Below are 14,466 nucleotides of genomic sequence, written 5' to 3'. Positions count from 1 at the left end.
CTCCTTCCGTAGGCCGTGCCGGCATCGGGTCGAGGCGGGGTGTGGCGCGTGCTCAGAACAGCGTGGCCTGTTCCGCGGCCAGGTGGGGTGGTGCGAGTCCGGCGAGGGCTTGCAGTTGGGCCAGGGTGGCCCAGCGCAGGCGTCGGGCGCCGTCGGCGAGCAGCGCCTGCAGGACGGCGGCGGTCACGACCGCGTCAGGCAGTGCGCGGTGCCGGTCCGGCGGGGTCGGGACGCCGAGCTGGGCTAGAAGGGTGTCGAGCTGATAGTTCGCCAGCCCGGGATGGGCGTGACGGGCCAGCCGCAGCGTGTCGAGCATCGGTGCGGCGGCGAGCGCGGGGCAGGCGGTGGCGTAGCGGCGCAGAATGCCGGCCTCGGTCCGGGCGTGGTGTGCCACGGTCACGTACGGCGGGCGGGTGAGCGTCGCGTCGAACCTGGCCAGTACCGTCGCGGCGTCGGCCTGACCGGCGACCATCGCCGCGGTGATGCCGGTCTGGCGGGTGTCGAACGCGGTGACCGGCGCATGGTCCGGGGGCCGAATCAGCGACTCGAACCGGCCGGCCTCGGCGAGGTCCCAATGCCCCGCGGGCTCCTGTCGCAGGCGAAGCAGGACCGCGCCGACCTCGGTCGGCTCGGCCGGGTACCCGGCTGGGGTGGCGCCTTCGAAATCGAGCACGACGAACGTCGCCGCCCGCACGGCGGGGTCAGCCGCGTATCGGTCAAGCATCGCCGGCCCCGCCGGTTGCGGTGCGCCAGGGCAGCAGCCCGGTGGAGGCGACGACAGCGACCGCGGCGACGGCGATCGCGGTCCGGGCGGACGTGACGGTGGCGAGGAGCCCTGCCGCGGCGATGCAGGCGGGTTGGACGGTCTTGGAGCTGACCGACCAGGCAGTGGCGACGCGGGTCATGTGTGTGTCGGCGGTGACGCGCATCCGGTAGGTGACGAAGGTCGGGTTGAACACGCCGGCGCAGAACAGCAGCAGGGTGTCCGCTGCGATGATCACCACCAGGCCGGCTGTGCCGGGCGGGGCGAGCGCGACGAAGCCGAGCCATACCGTCCGCGCCACCCCAGAGGTCAGCAGCACCGTCCGGGCGTCGAGGCCGAGGCGGAGGGTCAGCGGGCCGACGAGGAGTGAACCGGCGATCCCACCGACGCCCGGCACACCCAGAGCGAGGCCGTACTGCCATGGCGTGAACCCGAGGTCGCGCAGCATCAACACGGTGGTCAACGGGGCGGCGGCCATGATCAGACCGCCGAAGGCCATGGCGTTCCAGAACAGCAGGTGCAGGTCGTGGTGGGCGGCGATGTACCGCCATCCACCGGTCACCTCGCCGAGCCACCGACGCCCAGCGGCGGGTGGCAGCGGGGCGGGTTCGCGGCTGCGCAGCCGGCGGACACCGATCGCCGAGAGCAGGAACGTTGCCGCGTCGACGGCGACGGACACGGTCGCGCCGAGCCACGACACGAGCAGCCCGCCGATCGGCGGCCCGACCGTGGTGGCCGACCACAGGCTGGTCTCGAACCGGCTGTTCGCCTGCGCCCGGTGCGGTTCGGGAACGAGCCGCTTAAGGTGCGCACCGCCGGCGGCGGCGAACACGATCGCGCCGCCGGTCTGCACCGCGGCGACCACACACAGCTGGGCGTACGTGAGCACCCCGAGCCACGCCGCGACCGGCACGGTGACCAAGGCCGCGAACCGGGCCAGGTCCGTGGCGATCATGACCGGGCGTTTGCGGTGGACCTCGATCCACGGCGCGAGCGGCACCGCGACGGCCGCGCTCGTGAGCCCGGCCGCCACCGCCAGCATCGACACCTGCCACGCCGGCACGTCCAGGACGACGATCGCGATCAGCGGCAACGCTCCGGCGCCAACCGCGCTGCCCAGCTCGCTGACGGAGTACGCCGTCCACAGCCGGCGCAGATCACCACGCCATGACACCGGCGGCGGTGCGGGCACGGTGGACGTGGGTGCGCCAGCGCCGGAACCCGGCCGGCCCGGCGGGTCCTCGCCCGGCCGCGTCTGCCTGCCGTGCCCGGCAGGGCGGGCGGTGCCGTGGTCAACCGTCATCGGTGCCTCCATTGCGTGCCGGGCCGTCGAGGCGGGCGAGGAGGAGGTTGACCTGGCGGCGGCTGGTGACCTCGATGAGCACCGCGCGCTGGCCGTGCGCGGCGATGTGCGCCCGCACGGCGGGTGCGAAGCGGCGGCGGAAGGTCAGCACGAACCGCAGCGACCCGACGGTGATGCGGTCGTGCACACCGTCGGGATGCCGGCCGCCGTGGTAGCGCAGCCGTCGCCGCAGGATGCTCCACAGGCAGAGCAGCGGCGGCAGATTCAGGAAGATGATCGTGTCGGCTCGGGCGAACCGGACCGGCATGCTCGCGGTCGAGTTTCCGTCGACGATCCACCGATCGCCGGCCACGACGGCGCGTTGCGCGTCGACGAACTCCCGCTCCGGCACGACATTCCAGTCCGCGTCGTAGCGCAGCGCGTCCAGATGCGTGACCGGCAGGGCGAGTAGGGCGGTGAGCTGGTTGGCCAGCACGGTCTTACCAGCCCCGCCCGCACCCACGATCGCGATCCGCTGCACAGCTCAGCCCTCCCGCCCCGGACCGATGCGGTATCCGGCGTCCCATGCCGCTGCCACTGGGGCTGGCCGGCGGCTGTTCACGGCAGGTCGCCGAGCAGGTCGGTGGCCGGCCATACGGCGGCGGCGAACGGGATGCCGTGGCGGTGCAGGTGCACGCCGGCGGCGGTGTAGCGCACGGTGTTCGCTGGCAGGGCGTCCATCGGGTACCAGCCGATGGCGGCGCACTTGTGCGGCTCGGCGTTGACCGGCACCCCGTGCCGGTCGGGGGCGGCCTCGACGTGGAAGAACACTCCGAGCCGGTACTGACCTTCCGGGTTGCGCCAGTGCAGCAGCACCGACAGCCGCATTTCCGCCCGGTCCAGGTGCAGGCCGACCTCTTCGTCCGCTTCGCGGCACACCGCGGCGTCGACCATCTCACCGGCGTCGAGCTTGCCGGACGGCAGGTTCCATTGCCCGTCGGCGTAGCCGGTGCCGTTCCGCAAAGCCAACAGCACCCGATCGCCGTTGGTGTACAGCAGCTTGCAGTCCACCGGGCTCGCGTACGGCACGCTCAGGGCGGCAGCGGTGCGAGGCTGACTTCCGGTCATCGCGTCACCGCACCTTGGCCGGTCCGGGTGGTCAGGTGCTCGACCTTGGACAGGAACCGCCCCAGTTCCGGGTCGGTCCGCCCGGCCGGCCAGCCGGCGACCTCGCGGCGAGGATGCCAGCCCCAGCCACTGAACTCGCCCGGGTCTGCAGCGATGCGCTGGGCCGGGTCGAGGTCGAGAAGCCACCAGAGCGTCGCGTCGAGGTGGCTGTGCGGGCCGACCGTCGGGGTGACGGTGACGAACAGCGGACGCCGATCCGGGGTGAGCGGGTGCGGCCGGGCGACGACGCCGAGCTCCTCCTGCGCCTCACGCACAACGGTGTCCCATGGCGGTTCGTCCGACTCGACGTGCCCGCCAGGCGGCAAGAGGAGGCCTGCTTTGCGGTGCTCGACGAGGAACACCGCGTCGGTGCCGGCGTGGTAGGGCAGGAAGTAGGTGACCAGGTGTTTCGGCGGGTCCGCCGGCGGTGTCCGCCGGTACAGCCCGGCCCCGGAGGCGATCCAGGCGAGGATGTCGGCGCGGTCGGCGGCCTCCCGCTCGTCCACCGGCACGACACCAGCCACGAGGTCGTGCACGACGCCGCGGTCGCCGGGCCGCGGGGGCATCACTGGTTCACTCACCTGGGTCTCCGTTCGTCCACCGGCACGACACCAGCCACGAGGTCGTGCACGACGCCGCGGTCGCCGGGCCGCGGGGGCATCACTGGTTCACTCACCTGGGTCTCCGTTCCGCCGCCCCGCTATCGCGCCGGCCACAAGGTCGCGCTGGTACACGGCGCGGTGCCGGCCGCAGCCCTTGAAGTCCGAGACCACCTGGATACCGGCGTCGGTGGTGGTGTCGCCGGGCAGGTTGGTGAACCCGAGCCGCCGCCAGGTCGCGTCGGCGGCCGTGTTTCCCGGCTCCGATGTCAGGTACAGCCGGCGGGCACCCCAGCGCCGTGCCTGCCCGGTCACCACACCCAGCAGGCCGGTGGCGATACCCCGCCGGCGGTGACCGGGGTGGACCATCACGTCCTGCACGTACACGTCGCCGGGGTCGTCCTGGCTGCGCATCGCCACCGCCGCACCGGCGAGCACCCCGTCGTCGACCGCGACCGGGCACGTCGCGGAGAACAACGTCGCGTACAGCCAATAGTCCGACCCACCCCGCGCCCGCACGTATGGGACACCCAGACCCATGAGCCGCTCGACGTCGTCGATCATCTCCACACTCATCGGCGCGATCAGCACACCGGACCACCGGCCCCGCCCAGCTCGCCGGACCGTTCGACGCCCAGCACGGCGAGCACACCGCCTCCGGCGGCCTGCTTCGCGGCGCAGCGCGGGCAACGGGCCGGGCACGGCGTCAACGACGCGGCGATGGCCAGGCCGCTGACGTCCAGAATGGCGGCGACGGTCTGCTCGAGGGTCGAGTCCTCGTCGAGGACCATTTCCCCATCCACCCCGAGGACGTCGAGCGCCTTGTACCACCCGGCCATGTCGTCGGCGGTGACCGGGATCGGCTCGGCCCGGCCGTGATGGCGCCGGACGGTCTCCTCGAAGCTGACGTCGAGATAGAAGACGTGACTCGGGCCGGGGTGGTCGGTGATCAGCTGGCGCAGCATTGGGCCGTAGCCGCCGGTGTGCAGGATGCCCTCGACGATCACGTGGTAGCCGGCGCGGAGCAGATGCCGGACCGACACGTCGATGAACCCCGGCGCCACCGCGTCGTCGCCGAGGCCGCCGTGTTCGCGCAGCACCACCCGCCTCCAGTGGTCCTGCTCGATCAGGGCGGTGCCCCGGCCAGCCCGGCGACGCGCCTCCCGCGCGGCGGCGGTCTTGCCACTGGCTGAATTCCCGCGGATCACCAGCAGCATCGGGGCTCCCACACCCGGCGTGGTGCAGCCCGACACTGCCGTGAGTGGCTGGGTCATGCTGTGGCAGCCGACGTCAGTGCGGGCGCCGACCAGCTGACGACGATCGTGGCATGCCGGCGCGGCACCAGCAGCCGCACCGCGCCGTCCGAGGCGGCGACGCTCGCAGCGTCCGTCGCGGCGCTGGCGGGGTGGACGGCGATGTGCGGGTCGGGGGCGTGGCGGTCCCAGGCCCGGACCGCATCGCACAGCATGGTGGCGACCAGCGTGGCGTCGGGGCCGAAGCCGTGCGCCCCGAACTCCCACCGCGACTCCCCCGGCGGCTGCGCCCCGGGAACGGTGCTGTCAAGCTTGCGCAACACGAGGTAGGCCAGGCTGTCAGCGGTGAGGAACGCCGGGCTGACGTTGGCAAATGGGGCGAGCAACCCATCGAAGTGGACCTTCGCCCGGTCGCGGTCGACGAACAGCCGCCCGTACGGCACCGGCTGGCCGGTCAGCCACAGCAGTAGCGTCTCGAACGACGTGTTGCCCGGCAGCGTGATCCCGGACCACACGTCGGACCGCGGACCGCGGAGCGCCTCGGCGAGAGCGCCCGGGTCGACCGTGGTGGTGTCGTCGTCGACGCGTAGGACGACGACGCCGTCACCACCGTCCCCGCCCCCGCCGGTGAGGTCGAGGTGCTGCTCCGGGATGCTGCCCTGCCCCTGCATCGGCACGAACCCGCACATGAGCAGCGACCGGGCCACCAGACCGTCACCGGAGCCAGCGCTGTCGCCGGTGCCGTCCCGGGTGAAGGCCACGCTGCGGGTGAGGCCCCGCATCCGCACCGGCGCTACGAGCACCCCGGTCGGGGCGAGCTGCTCGCGCCAGGCCGGTGGGATGTCGGCGGTCTCCACGGTGACGATGATCGCGTCGTACGGCGCGCCCGGCAGGTGGCCGTGCTCACCGTCGCCGACGACTGTCGCCACCTGCGGGTAGCCGGCGGCGTCGAGCCCGCGCCGTGCCCAGCCGATCACGTCTAGGTCGATGTCGACGCTGGTCACCGCACCCGTCGGGCCGACGACCTCGGCGAGTAGCGCCGCGTTGTACCCGCCCGAGCCCACCTCGAGGACTCTCGATCCCGGGCCTACCCCGGCTTGTTCGATCATCCGCGCCTGGAGCCACGGTGCCGAGACCGAGCTGGTCGGCTGGCCGTCCGCACGACGTTTCGTGATCACCACGTCGTCGGCGTACGCGTCGGCCAGGCTCGTGCCGGGCGGGGCGAACACCTCCCGCGGTACGGTCCGTACCGCCCGCTCCACGTCCGGGGAGGTGATCGCGCCCGCCGCGACCAGGGCGTCGGCGAGCTGGTGACGCAAGATGTCGGCGGTCGGTGCAGTGGCGAGGTCGGTCACCGGCTCGGCGTCCTTTCCACAGTCGGGTCGATGGTTGGGCGATCGGGGCGATGAGCGGACTCGACGATGTCGAGCAAGCGGTGCACCGCTGCGACTGCAGGTTGGAACGCCGGCCAGCGGGCGAGGTCGATGCGCTGGTCGAGCACGTCGCGCAGCACAGCCAGGGTGCCGCCGGTGGGAAGGTGTAGCTGCTGGTGGATGCCGTCGCGGCGAGACACGTCACCGCGGGCTTGGTACTTGGCGGCGAGTTGGACCAACAACAGGACTGTCGCCGGGTGGTCCGGGTCGGCGCCCGTAGTGTCGCCGCTGCGGTGCCGGTCCAGCAGCGTCATGAACGCCAGGTCGCTGCGCGGCGGTTCGGTGCGGGCATAGAGAATCCGGGCGCCGTCCGGGACCGCCGCGGTCGCGGCCGGCCACAGGTACAGGTCGACCAGGACCGGCAAGCCAGCCAGCCGGATGCAGACCGCCTCGTAGGCCCCGCCGGCGGGTGCGTTGCGCGGCTTCGGCCGGGTGTACAGCAGCACCGTGTCCGGCACCCGCAGCAACGTTGCCGGGTCCGCCAGCACCGCCGCGGGGACGGTCGAGTCGACCGCGACGACGAGATCGACGTCGCTGTAGCCGTCGTCCCCACCTCGTCCGAGTGACCCGACGAGCCACACCCCTGCCACAAACAGATGCCGAGGCAGCAACTCCGTCAGGGCCGCCAGCCACGCGTCTCGCGCCTGGGCATTCGCTGTCACCTCCGACCCGTGCATCACCGGGCGTGAGTGCGGCGATTGGGTCACGGCTGCTCTCCTTGACGACTCTGCCCCTGCATGCTGAGCCAATGCGTCGACACCACTGAACGAACGTATTCGGCTCGTCGCCGGAGAGGGCAGACGTACACGGGTACATTTCGCCACCGTCCGCTTGTACCGCCCTGGCGTCACCAGTCATCACCCAATCGGGGGACCACGAGACCCGCCCTCGCCTGCAACGCATCGGGCACCGGAACGGGTTCGCAAGCTCCGGGAGGCGGCAGGTCGCGCACAGCGCCTCCGGCGCTGATTCGTCCAGTGCGTTGCGCAGGCTCGGCAGCGCACGGCGGGTCCCCCTAGCCGTGCACCGCAGCGTCGAGGCGGGTGAACCAGTCGTCGATCGAGCGGCGATATCCGGACGGCATGCGCAGCGCAGCGACTTCATCGTGGCTGAAGAGGCGAGCTTCCTTGTGTTCGCTGCTGACCTGGACCGGCGAGTCGGCGTCGACACGGCATCCATAAGTCACGATCAGCACATCGACGCCGTCGCGGATGTGGTACAGCCAGCAGTCCAGGATCGTCCTGACGGTGACCGTCCAACCGGTCTCCTCGGAGATCTCCCGCGTCACGCACGCCATCGGGTCTTCGCCAAGTTCGAGCTTGCCGCCAGGCAGCTCCCACTCATCCCGTTCGTTGCGCAGCAACAGGACCTGGCCAGCCCGGACGCAGACGCCCTTGACCGACACAGGGAAAGCATGCGGTCGATACACGGCGGCCTCCGAACCGACGGTCTCCGCGGACCGTAACACGCCATCAGGACGTCGCCCGGGGCCATAGCTGACAATCCGACGCTTTGATGAACGCGGAGACAGCGGTGCGGCCCGGTCGGTGTGGCCCTTCCTGGCGTACTTGACCGCCGACCTTGACACAACGAGGCCGACTGGGCATTGCACGGCGCCCTGCGTGTGTCCCGACTGCCCAGCCCGGACGAACGCGCGCTGCTGGGGTCAGTTGCTCGGGATATAGGCGACCTCGAACCGTGACCCATCAAGGTCCTCGACGAACACCGCGTAGTAGCCGTCGGCGTACTCGGGATAGAAGCGGGGCGGGTGGACGACGGCGCCGCCGGCGCCTGCTGCTGCACGGTGCGCTGCGTCGACGGCCGCGGCATCGCCGACCTTGAACGCGAGGTGCTGCAGTCCGGGAGCGCCGTGCTGATGCCGAGCCCGGCTGACGCCGTCGCCTTCGGCCACGTAGACAAGAATCTCCGGACCGTCACCAAGGTAAACAAGGGGACTTTCGATGCCGCCACTGCGCTGGTAGCCGAGTTGCGTGAGGAACGGGTCGTAGAAGGCGGCGCTCGCCCCGACGTCCCTTACGGTGAGGGCAAGGTGATGCAATGCGGGCATTCGCGTGCTCCCTGGTGAACGCGGATCGGTGGTCGGTTAGGGATCAGGACTTGGCGCAGTCGTACGGTGCAACGAACGACACTCGCGTGACTGCACCAGGCTCGACACGCCGCGCGCAGGCGCCGTCAACAACACCGGCGCCCCGACGGTGGCTGGCACACTGACGCTTCATTCCCCATCGGCCGAAGGGTCCGTCGAGATGTCTGACATCGCCGTTGGCACTGCCGGCCGCACCGGCGGTTGCCTGTGCGGCAGGATCCGGTTCGTCGTCACCGGCGAGCCCGACTACCCGCACCTTTGTAGCTGCCCACATTGCCAGAAACGCGCTGGCGGACCCGTACAGTCGTGGGTCGGCTTCCCGCTCGAAGGACTGCGCTGGACCGGCGACGGCGGCGAGCCGACCTGGTACGACACATTTCCCGGAGAGACTAAGCGCGGCTTCTGCTCTACCTGCGGCAGCCACATCGCTGCCTTCGACTATAACGACACCACCATCGGGATCAACCTCAGCGCGCTGGACGACCAAGACGATCCCTGCCTTGTACCGGTCAACCAGTCCTTCCGCGGCACCGCCGTCGCGTGGCTACCGCAGGTAGCGGACACACAGCACCACTCCGCCGGCTGACCGTCCGGCAGCCGGCCCACTAACCGCACCATCTGCCACTGGCTGTCGTTCACATCGCAGACCGGGCTGTCGCCTGCGGTCTTGCCGCAGCACCACGGCAGCGGGTCTTCGACGTAACCGGTTGCAATGGAATGTGCTGTCGAGCAACGGCTGGCATGCGCGGATGCCGACGGCGGCGGTGGTATTCCGGGTTGCTACAACCGGTACTCGCCAGCCGGAACGCCGCGAGACCATGCAGCGGCGAACGCATCCCGGCACCGCCGGACGGTCATCGGGTCCTCGGTGACCTCGAATGCGTTGTTGGTGCCGCTACCCGCATAGTGCAGAAACAGTGCGAGCTGCTCGTCGAACACGTAGAAGTCTCCACTGCCGGGCAGCAGGATGTCGATCAACCGGCGCCGGGAGACGTAGCGGACGTCTTCACCGGCCTCGACGAACCGGTCGACGTGACTGAAGGTCCACTACTGGTACTCACTCAACGGCTCTGACACCACCCTGGCACGGCGGCAGCTGCGACCGGCGGTCCGGTGACCGCGCAGCATCTGCAGCCACCACGACAGCCACAAGTCGTCGTCGGGCTCGCCGCGGCGCCACGCCGCCATGTGCGGCAGCTCCGTTTCAGTGCCGTACGCGTCGCGGGTCTCCAGGTGCACAAATGAAGTGGTGATGCCCCGCGTTGAGGTCGTCGTAGCCGATCGCCCGAAGCGACGGCACGATAGCCGGAACCGCGGCGGATGCGAGCCCAGAAACGTGGTTCACGCCCCTGCCTTGCCCTGTCCTGAGTCGGCTGTCACCGCTGGCGTTCGTCTGCACGGTGACATGCCGGGATGCCGTGTCGGAGGCTCGCAACAACACGCAACTTCATTGACTGTCTTACCTCCGGGCGGCAACGATCAGCATTGTCATCGCAACAATTCGCAACTGCCGAGGACAGGAGCTGACCATGCGCCTAACGTTCGTCGGAAAGGATCCGGACTCCAACCCGACAGGTTCGCCGACCGTGTACCGCACCGATCGTGGCAGTTGGGTCGTCCAGGGCTGGGTGGTCACCGACGGCGACGCGCTCGCCGCCATGGACATCCCGGACGGGGAGACCTGCGTCGAGATTCCGGACCGCATGCTGCAGTTCTTCACCGCGTCGCCAAGGGAGGGCCGTGCCGACGATCACTGAGGCCGAGTTCGGCGACCTGCTGCGCACCTTCGAACGAGAGTCGCTGCACCTGGAGACGCGCGACGCGTACGGCACCCAGACGGAGCTGCCGTACATGGACCGGTGGGCCAAGGGGCAACCGGACGACCTGACCTGGCTGGCGGACTGGTGCAACACTCTCCGCTCACACGTCGCTGCAGGGGCGACCGTGCGGCGGGCACGCATCGTCTCCGAGCCGCTGAGCGCCTATCAACGGTGGTCGTACAGCATCGCCCATCCGATGGTCGACGCCGGCGAAGACATCCGCTGGGTACCCCGGCGGTTGGTGTCCTCGATCGGCATCCCGGGCAACGACTTCTATCTGCTTGACGGCCGCCTGGTGATCTTCCTGCTCTACACCGGCGAAGGGCTCAACGCGCAGTTTGTGACCTCGACCGATGCAGCGGATGTCGAGCTGTGTCGGTCGGCGTTCGCGGCGGTGTGGAAACTGGCCATCCCACACCGTGACTACCAGCCCGTCTAGCGCCGCCCGGCAGGCCCAGGAGGCCCTCGGCGCCTCCTTGCGGGAAATCCGCAAGGAGGCGGGCCTCACCGGGCGCGCGCTGGCGGCGGCCACCGGCCAGCACTTCACCCGCGTCAGCAAGATCGAGAACGGGGTGCAGTCGCCGACGCCCGGCGACATCGAACGGTGGTGCCGGGCGTGCGGCGCGCAGGCGCACGTCCCGGACCTGCTGGCGAGCCTGCGGGCGGTCGAGTCGGCCTATCAGGAGTTCCGCAGGCAGGGCCGGTCCGGACTGAAGCGGGTGCTCGGGGCGCACACGATCGGCCTATACGAGCAGACCACCCTGTTTCGCGTCTACGAGCACAACGTCGTTCCGGGGCTGTTCCAGACGGCCGACTACTGCGCTGCGATGCTGTCGTTCTGGATCGACTTCCTGCAGACGCCCAACGACCTCGACGCCGCCGTCGCAGTCCGGATGGAACGCCAGCGGGTGATCTACGAGCGCGGCCGACGCTTTGCCGTCGTGCTCGAGGAACAGGCGCTGCGGACCTGGTTCGGCGACGCCGAGGTGCAGGCCGGCCAGCTCGACCGGCTCCTCGCGGTGATGTCATTGCCCAGCGTGTCTGTCGGCATCATCCCGCTGATGGTCGAACGCTCCGGTGTGGCATCCACCGGCTTCTGGATCTTCGACGACACCCTCGTCGCGCTCGAGACACCCACGGCCAGTATCGAGGTCACCCGCCCTCAGGAAATCGACCTATACGGTCGCATGTTCGACCGGCTGCAATCCGCCGCTGTCTACGGTCGCCGCGCCCGCACGATCATCAACGCTGTACTCCGCGAGTTGGACTAACTCGCAACAGTTCGCAACATTGTGGACCTACCCCGCAACCGCCTTCTAGCGTTGGCCGAAGCGTGCTGGGCGAACGCCGCGAGGCTGTCAGCAGGAGATCAGCAGGAGACCGGCACTGTCAGGAGGAGGTTCGTGGCGACCACCGTGAAACACGGGGCAAGCCAGAACACCGACGTGGTGCCCTTCGGTGCCCTTCTGCGGCAGTGGCGTCACCGGCGCAACTGGAGCCAACGCGAGCTCGGCGCCGTGACCTTCTTCAGCCGCGAATACGTCGGCTTAATCGAACGTGGTGAACGCCGGCCTACCGCGAACTTCGTCGAGCGCGCCGAGGCCGCGCTTGGCACTGATGGTGCGCTACGAAACAGCTTCACCCTGCTGCAACACCAGCGCGCCACCGACCCGCAGCGGCAGCAAGCCCGTCACCAACCGCAGTCACCAGGAGCAGCGCGAGCCGATCCGGAGTTCAGCGCGCCGGCATCGCAACACCGAGACATTCCAGCGATGGCGAAGCTCCTCGACCATCTGATGCGCGAAGTCATCGCAGGCGTGAGCCTGGACGGGGCGCCAGCGCGACTGGACGGTCTGCCGCACAGGGATGTGAGACTGCCTGATGGCGGTGACTTGATCATCGCAGCGCAGGACCGAGTCCGTGCTGCCGCCGTCGCCCTCGAGGCGTGCATCGACCTGCTCCACGGGCCGGTGGCTGACGCGCCGCACAGATCGGCTGCTGTGCTCGCCGCCCGCTTCGCCGCAATGATCGTCGACGCACTGGCGGAACTTGGCTATGCGACCGCCGCGCAGGGTTGGACCACCGTTGTCGAACTGCTCGGTCCAGTCGCCGTTCAGGGTCAGGTCGGGGCGGCGACGGGCAGCGGCGAGGTCGCCCATCTGGTGACGTCATACGGCTCGGCGGCCAACGACACGGTGCCGGCCGGTCGGCCGAAAATGCGCAGGGCGGCGACTGGTCGCCGGCCAGCCGTACGGCTGCCATGCCAAGTCGGACGTCGCACGCATGTGGATGAGGCGCTGGTGCGGATGGTCAACCGCATCGAACTGGCAGCGGTGAAGTCCGGATGCTGGACCACTCGCGCCCCTCCGTGCTTGCCACGTTCAACCATTCGATCGGGCCGCATGCGATGCGGCGAGGCCTGCTGCAGATCGCCGCGGGTTGCGTGCGTCGGCAGTCTTGACCTCCCTGGGACCTGTTGGCGCCTGGCGTAGCCTGTGGCTGGTTGGGTGTCGGGCCGTTCAGCTGGTAACCCTGTTCATGACCCCGGTGGCAGGGTCTGGCGCATACCGGCGTGCGGCATTGGTCGCAAGCTTGCGTTCGATCGCTGACTGTAGGTCGATGCCGTTCATCTCCGCGAGGCCGAACAGGTAGATCGCGACGTCGGCGAGCTCGTCATCGAGGTCCGGATGCTGCCGACGCCAGGCGTTGAACGCTTCGGCGATCTCGCCGTGCAGCAGACCGAACTCGTAGGCGACGTCGGTGATGTTGAATCCCTTGGCCTTCTTGTTCTCCCAGGCGAGTGCTTGGGCCGTCCGGATATCCACTGTTTCTCCTCACCCACCGGCGACGGTCAGTTGTGCGACGAGCGAGGCGGCCGATCGCCGACGGCGACGGCCGCTGCGATGGCGTGTTCGGCGGCGTCAGTGGCGTTGGTGAGCTGGGTTAGTAGCGGCTCAGGCATGCCACCGACGTCCAGTCCGGCGTGCTCCACGACCGTGGTCAAGTGGTGGGTTGCTCCGAGGGTAAGCGACGCGGCGTGGGCCGCGCCCAGGACGTCGCGGGCAATGTAGGCGTCGCCGGTGCTGATCGCGGTGTGCTCGAGGTGTGCGATGACGGCCGCTGGGGCGGGGTGGTCGGCTGCGAGGGATGCGATCGCCAGGCCGAGTCGGACGGCGAACGTCGCGTCGACGTCACTAGCGACGGCCTGGCGGTAGGAGTCGGTCGCCGCAGCGACGTTGTCGGTGGTGAGGTGACCGGTCCTGAGGTGCCATGCGGCGGTGAGGCAGCTCGCGACGGCGCGCTCCCAGGCCGTTGGTGTGGTGCTGGCCTCGAGCATGGCCTGAGCGTCCGGGTCGCCACGGGTATACGCGTCGATGACCGCGACCTGGCGGCCGTCGAGCAGACGCTCGCCGATGCCGTGGTGGGCTGCGGCAACGTCGCGGGCTTCGCGCCACCGGCCGGCGCGGGCGAGCGCTCGGCTGCCATCGGCGAGCACGACCGCCCACAGCCATTGGGTGAGCTCGGCGTGATCGGCATCGACGACGAGAGCGCGCGCGTCGAAATGCAGAGCGTCGAGGTCGGCGTGGCGGCGGTCGCGGACCGTGGTGAACAGCGTCTGGAACACGCGGTGGGCGGCGTCGCCGTCGCCGTCGCGGGTATGCAGGCGGCCGAGGTTGACCAGGGGTTGCAGGGCAAGTTTGGCAGCGACGATGCTCACCGGTGCGTTGGCGCGGATCGTCGCATACTGGCGCAGGCAGAGGGTTCGGGCGAGGTCAGGCATGCCGCAGTCGCTGGCGATCAACGCGGCGAAGTTGTGTGCCTCCGCAGCTCGGAGCAGCGCATCGGCGGGCGGCTGCCCGGCGGCTTGCTGGACGAGGTGTTCGACGTGCGCGACGCGGGATGGCAGGGGGCGGCAGGACGGGCGGGTACGCGGCAGTAATGGGAAGTGTCGGGCCATTAGGTCGTCGAGCGGTCCGAGGCGGGCGGGCAGCGGCGGGCCGGCGGTCATGGATCTGCCCTTTCCGTCGGGCCGCCGCCGGTG

Annotated in this window: 18 protein-coding genes and 1 pseudogene; 5 read left to right on the top strand and 14 right to left on the bottom strand. The window is 70.0% G+C overall.

Annotated elements, in window-relative coordinates; translation table 11 throughout:
• Nucleotides 1–52: 52 nt before the first annotated feature.
• The 11 genes from Dvina_RS52050 to Dvina_RS52000 all read right to left on the bottom strand — a co-directional run bounded on the left by Dvina_RS52050 (nt 53) and on the right by Dvina_RS52000 (nt 8,565).
• On the bottom strand, nt 53–724 hold the full coding sequence (locus Dvina_RS52050; RefSeq protein WP_223099692.1) for a 3'-5' exonuclease: 672 nt from the start codon (nt 722–724) through the stop codon (nt 53–55).
• Nucleotides 717–2,066: an MFS transporter gene (locus Dvina_RS52045; protein WP_246655880.1), complete on the bottom strand. Its 1,350-nt coding sequence runs from the start codon at nt 2,064–2,066 to the stop codon at nt 717–719. Before Dvina_RS52045 ends, Dvina_RS52050 begins: the two co-directional genes overlap by 8 nt.
• On the bottom strand, nt 2,056–2,586 hold the full coding sequence (locus Dvina_RS52040) for a P-loop NTPase family protein (protein ID WP_223099690.1): 531 nt from the start codon (nt 2,584–2,586) through the stop codon (nt 2,056–2,058). Before Dvina_RS52040 ends, Dvina_RS52045 begins: the two co-directional genes overlap by 11 nt.
• Nucleotides 2,587–2,663: 77 nt before the next feature.
• On the bottom strand, nt 2,664–3,173 hold the full coding sequence (locus Dvina_RS52035) for an NUDIX domain-containing protein (RefSeq protein ID WP_223099688.1): 510 nt from the start codon (nt 3,171–3,173) through the stop codon (nt 2,664–2,666).
• On the bottom strand, nt 3,170–3,793 hold the full coding sequence (locus tag Dvina_RS52030; RefSeq protein ID WP_223099686.1) for an NUDIX domain-containing protein: 624 nt from the start codon (nt 3,791–3,793) through the stop codon (nt 3,170–3,172). The genes Dvina_RS52035 and Dvina_RS52030 overlap by 4 nt, the downstream gene beginning before the upstream one ends.
• Before the next feature lie 87 nt (nt 3,794–3,880).
• Entirely contained in the window at nt 3,881–4,387 is a 507-nt protein-coding gene (locus Dvina_RS52025) for a GNAT family N-acetyltransferase (protein ID WP_246655879.1), read from the bottom strand.
• A gap of 8 nt (nt 4,388–4,395) precedes the next feature.
• Nucleotides 4,396–5,028 carry an AAA family ATPase gene (locus Dvina_RS52020; protein ID WP_246655878.1) on the bottom strand — a complete coding sequence of 211 codons (633 nt, stop codon included), beginning with the start codon at nt 5,026–5,028 and terminating at the stop codon, nt 4,396–4,398.
• 53 nt (nt 5,029–5,081) lie between these two features.
• Nucleotides 5,082–6,419 (bottom strand): methyltransferase, FxLD system, encoded by a 1,338-nt coding sequence (gene fxlM, locus Dvina_RS52015; RefSeq protein ID WP_223099681.1) that lies wholly within the window; start codon nt 6,417–6,419, stop codon nt 5,082–5,084.
• Nucleotides 6,416–7,204 carry a nucleotidyltransferase domain-containing protein gene (locus tag Dvina_RS52010; protein WP_223099679.1) on the bottom strand — a complete coding sequence of 263 codons (789 nt, stop codon included), beginning with the start codon at nt 7,202–7,204 and terminating at the stop codon, nt 6,416–6,418. The genes fxlM and Dvina_RS52010 overlap by 4 nt, the downstream gene beginning before the upstream one ends.
• A gap of 308 nt (nt 7,205–7,512) precedes the next feature.
• Nucleotides 7,513–7,926 carry an NUDIX hydrolase gene (locus tag Dvina_RS52005; protein ID WP_223099677.1) on the bottom strand — a complete coding sequence of 138 codons (414 nt, stop codon included), beginning with the start codon at nt 7,924–7,926 and terminating at the stop codon, nt 7,513–7,515.
• A 237-nt stretch (nt 7,927–8,163) separates the two neighbouring features.
• Complete coding sequence (locus Dvina_RS52000; RefSeq protein ID WP_223099675.1) at nt 8,164–8,565, bottom strand: VOC family protein; 402 nt, start codon at nt 8,563–8,565, stop codon at nt 8,164–8,166.
• A 199-nt stretch (nt 8,566–8,764) separates the two neighbouring features.
• Between Dvina_RS52000 and Dvina_RS51995 the strand changes: the two genes are divergently transcribed.
• On the top strand, nt 8,765–9,190 hold the full coding sequence (locus Dvina_RS51995) for a GFA family protein (RefSeq protein ID WP_223099640.1): 426 nt from the start codon (nt 8,765–8,767) through the stop codon (nt 9,188–9,190).
• Between the two features lie 194 nt (nt 9,191–9,384).
• On the opposite strand, the pseudogene Dvina_RS55585 reads toward Dvina_RS51995, so the two are convergent.
• Nucleotides 9,385–9,843, bottom strand: a pseudogene (locus Dvina_RS55585) (DUF6879 family protein).
• A 290-nt stretch (nt 9,844–10,133) separates the two neighbouring features.
• Here Dvina_RS55585 and Dvina_RS51980 point away from each other — a divergent pair.
• The 4 genes from Dvina_RS51980 (at nt 10,134) to Dvina_RS51965 (ending at nt 12,916) form a co-directional block, all read left to right on the top strand.
• On the top strand, nt 10,134–10,361 hold the full coding sequence (locus Dvina_RS51980; protein WP_223106261.1) for a hypothetical protein: 228 nt from the start codon (nt 10,134–10,136) through the stop codon (nt 10,359–10,361).
• Nucleotides 10,345–10,863 (top strand): DUF6879 family protein, encoded by a 519-nt coding sequence (locus tag Dvina_RS51975; RefSeq protein ID WP_223099637.1) that lies wholly within the window; start codon nt 10,345–10,347, stop codon nt 10,861–10,863. The genes Dvina_RS51980 and Dvina_RS51975 overlap by 17 nt, the downstream gene beginning before the upstream one ends.
• Nucleotides 10,844–11,695, top strand: coding sequence for a helix-turn-helix domain-containing protein (locus tag Dvina_RS51970; RefSeq protein ID WP_223099636.1), 852 nt, complete (start codon nt 10,844–10,846; stop codon nt 11,693–11,695). The genes Dvina_RS51975 and Dvina_RS51970 overlap by 20 nt, the downstream gene beginning before the upstream one ends.
• A gap of 132 nt (nt 11,696–11,827) precedes the next feature.
• Complete coding sequence (locus Dvina_RS51965; protein ID WP_223099635.1) at nt 11,828–12,916, top strand: helix-turn-helix domain-containing protein; 1,089 nt, start codon at nt 11,828–11,830, stop codon at nt 12,914–12,916.
• A gap of 27 nt (nt 12,917–12,943) precedes the next feature.
• Here the strand turns inward: Dvina_RS51965 and Dvina_RS51960 are convergent, their stop codons facing one another.
• On the bottom strand, nt 12,944–13,249 hold the full coding sequence (locus Dvina_RS51960; protein ID WP_223099634.1) for a nucleoside triphosphate pyrophosphohydrolase family protein: 306 nt from the start codon (nt 13,247–13,249) through the stop codon (nt 12,944–12,946).
• A gap of 26 nt (nt 13,250–13,275) precedes the next feature.
• Nucleotides 13,276–14,433, bottom strand: a complete 1,158-nt coding sequence (locus tag Dvina_RS51955) for a hypothetical protein (protein ID WP_223099633.1) — start codon at nt 14,431–14,433, stop codon at nt 13,276–13,278.
• Nucleotides 14,434–14,466: the final 33 nt, after the last annotated feature.

The sequence above is a fragment of the Dactylosporangium vinaceum genome (genome assembly GCF_019904175.1).
Lineage (GTDB): Bacteria > Actinomycetota > Actinomycetes > Mycobacteriales > Micromonosporaceae > Dactylosporangium > Dactylosporangium vinaceum.
This window is presented reverse-complemented; position numbering and strand designations above follow the sequence as displayed.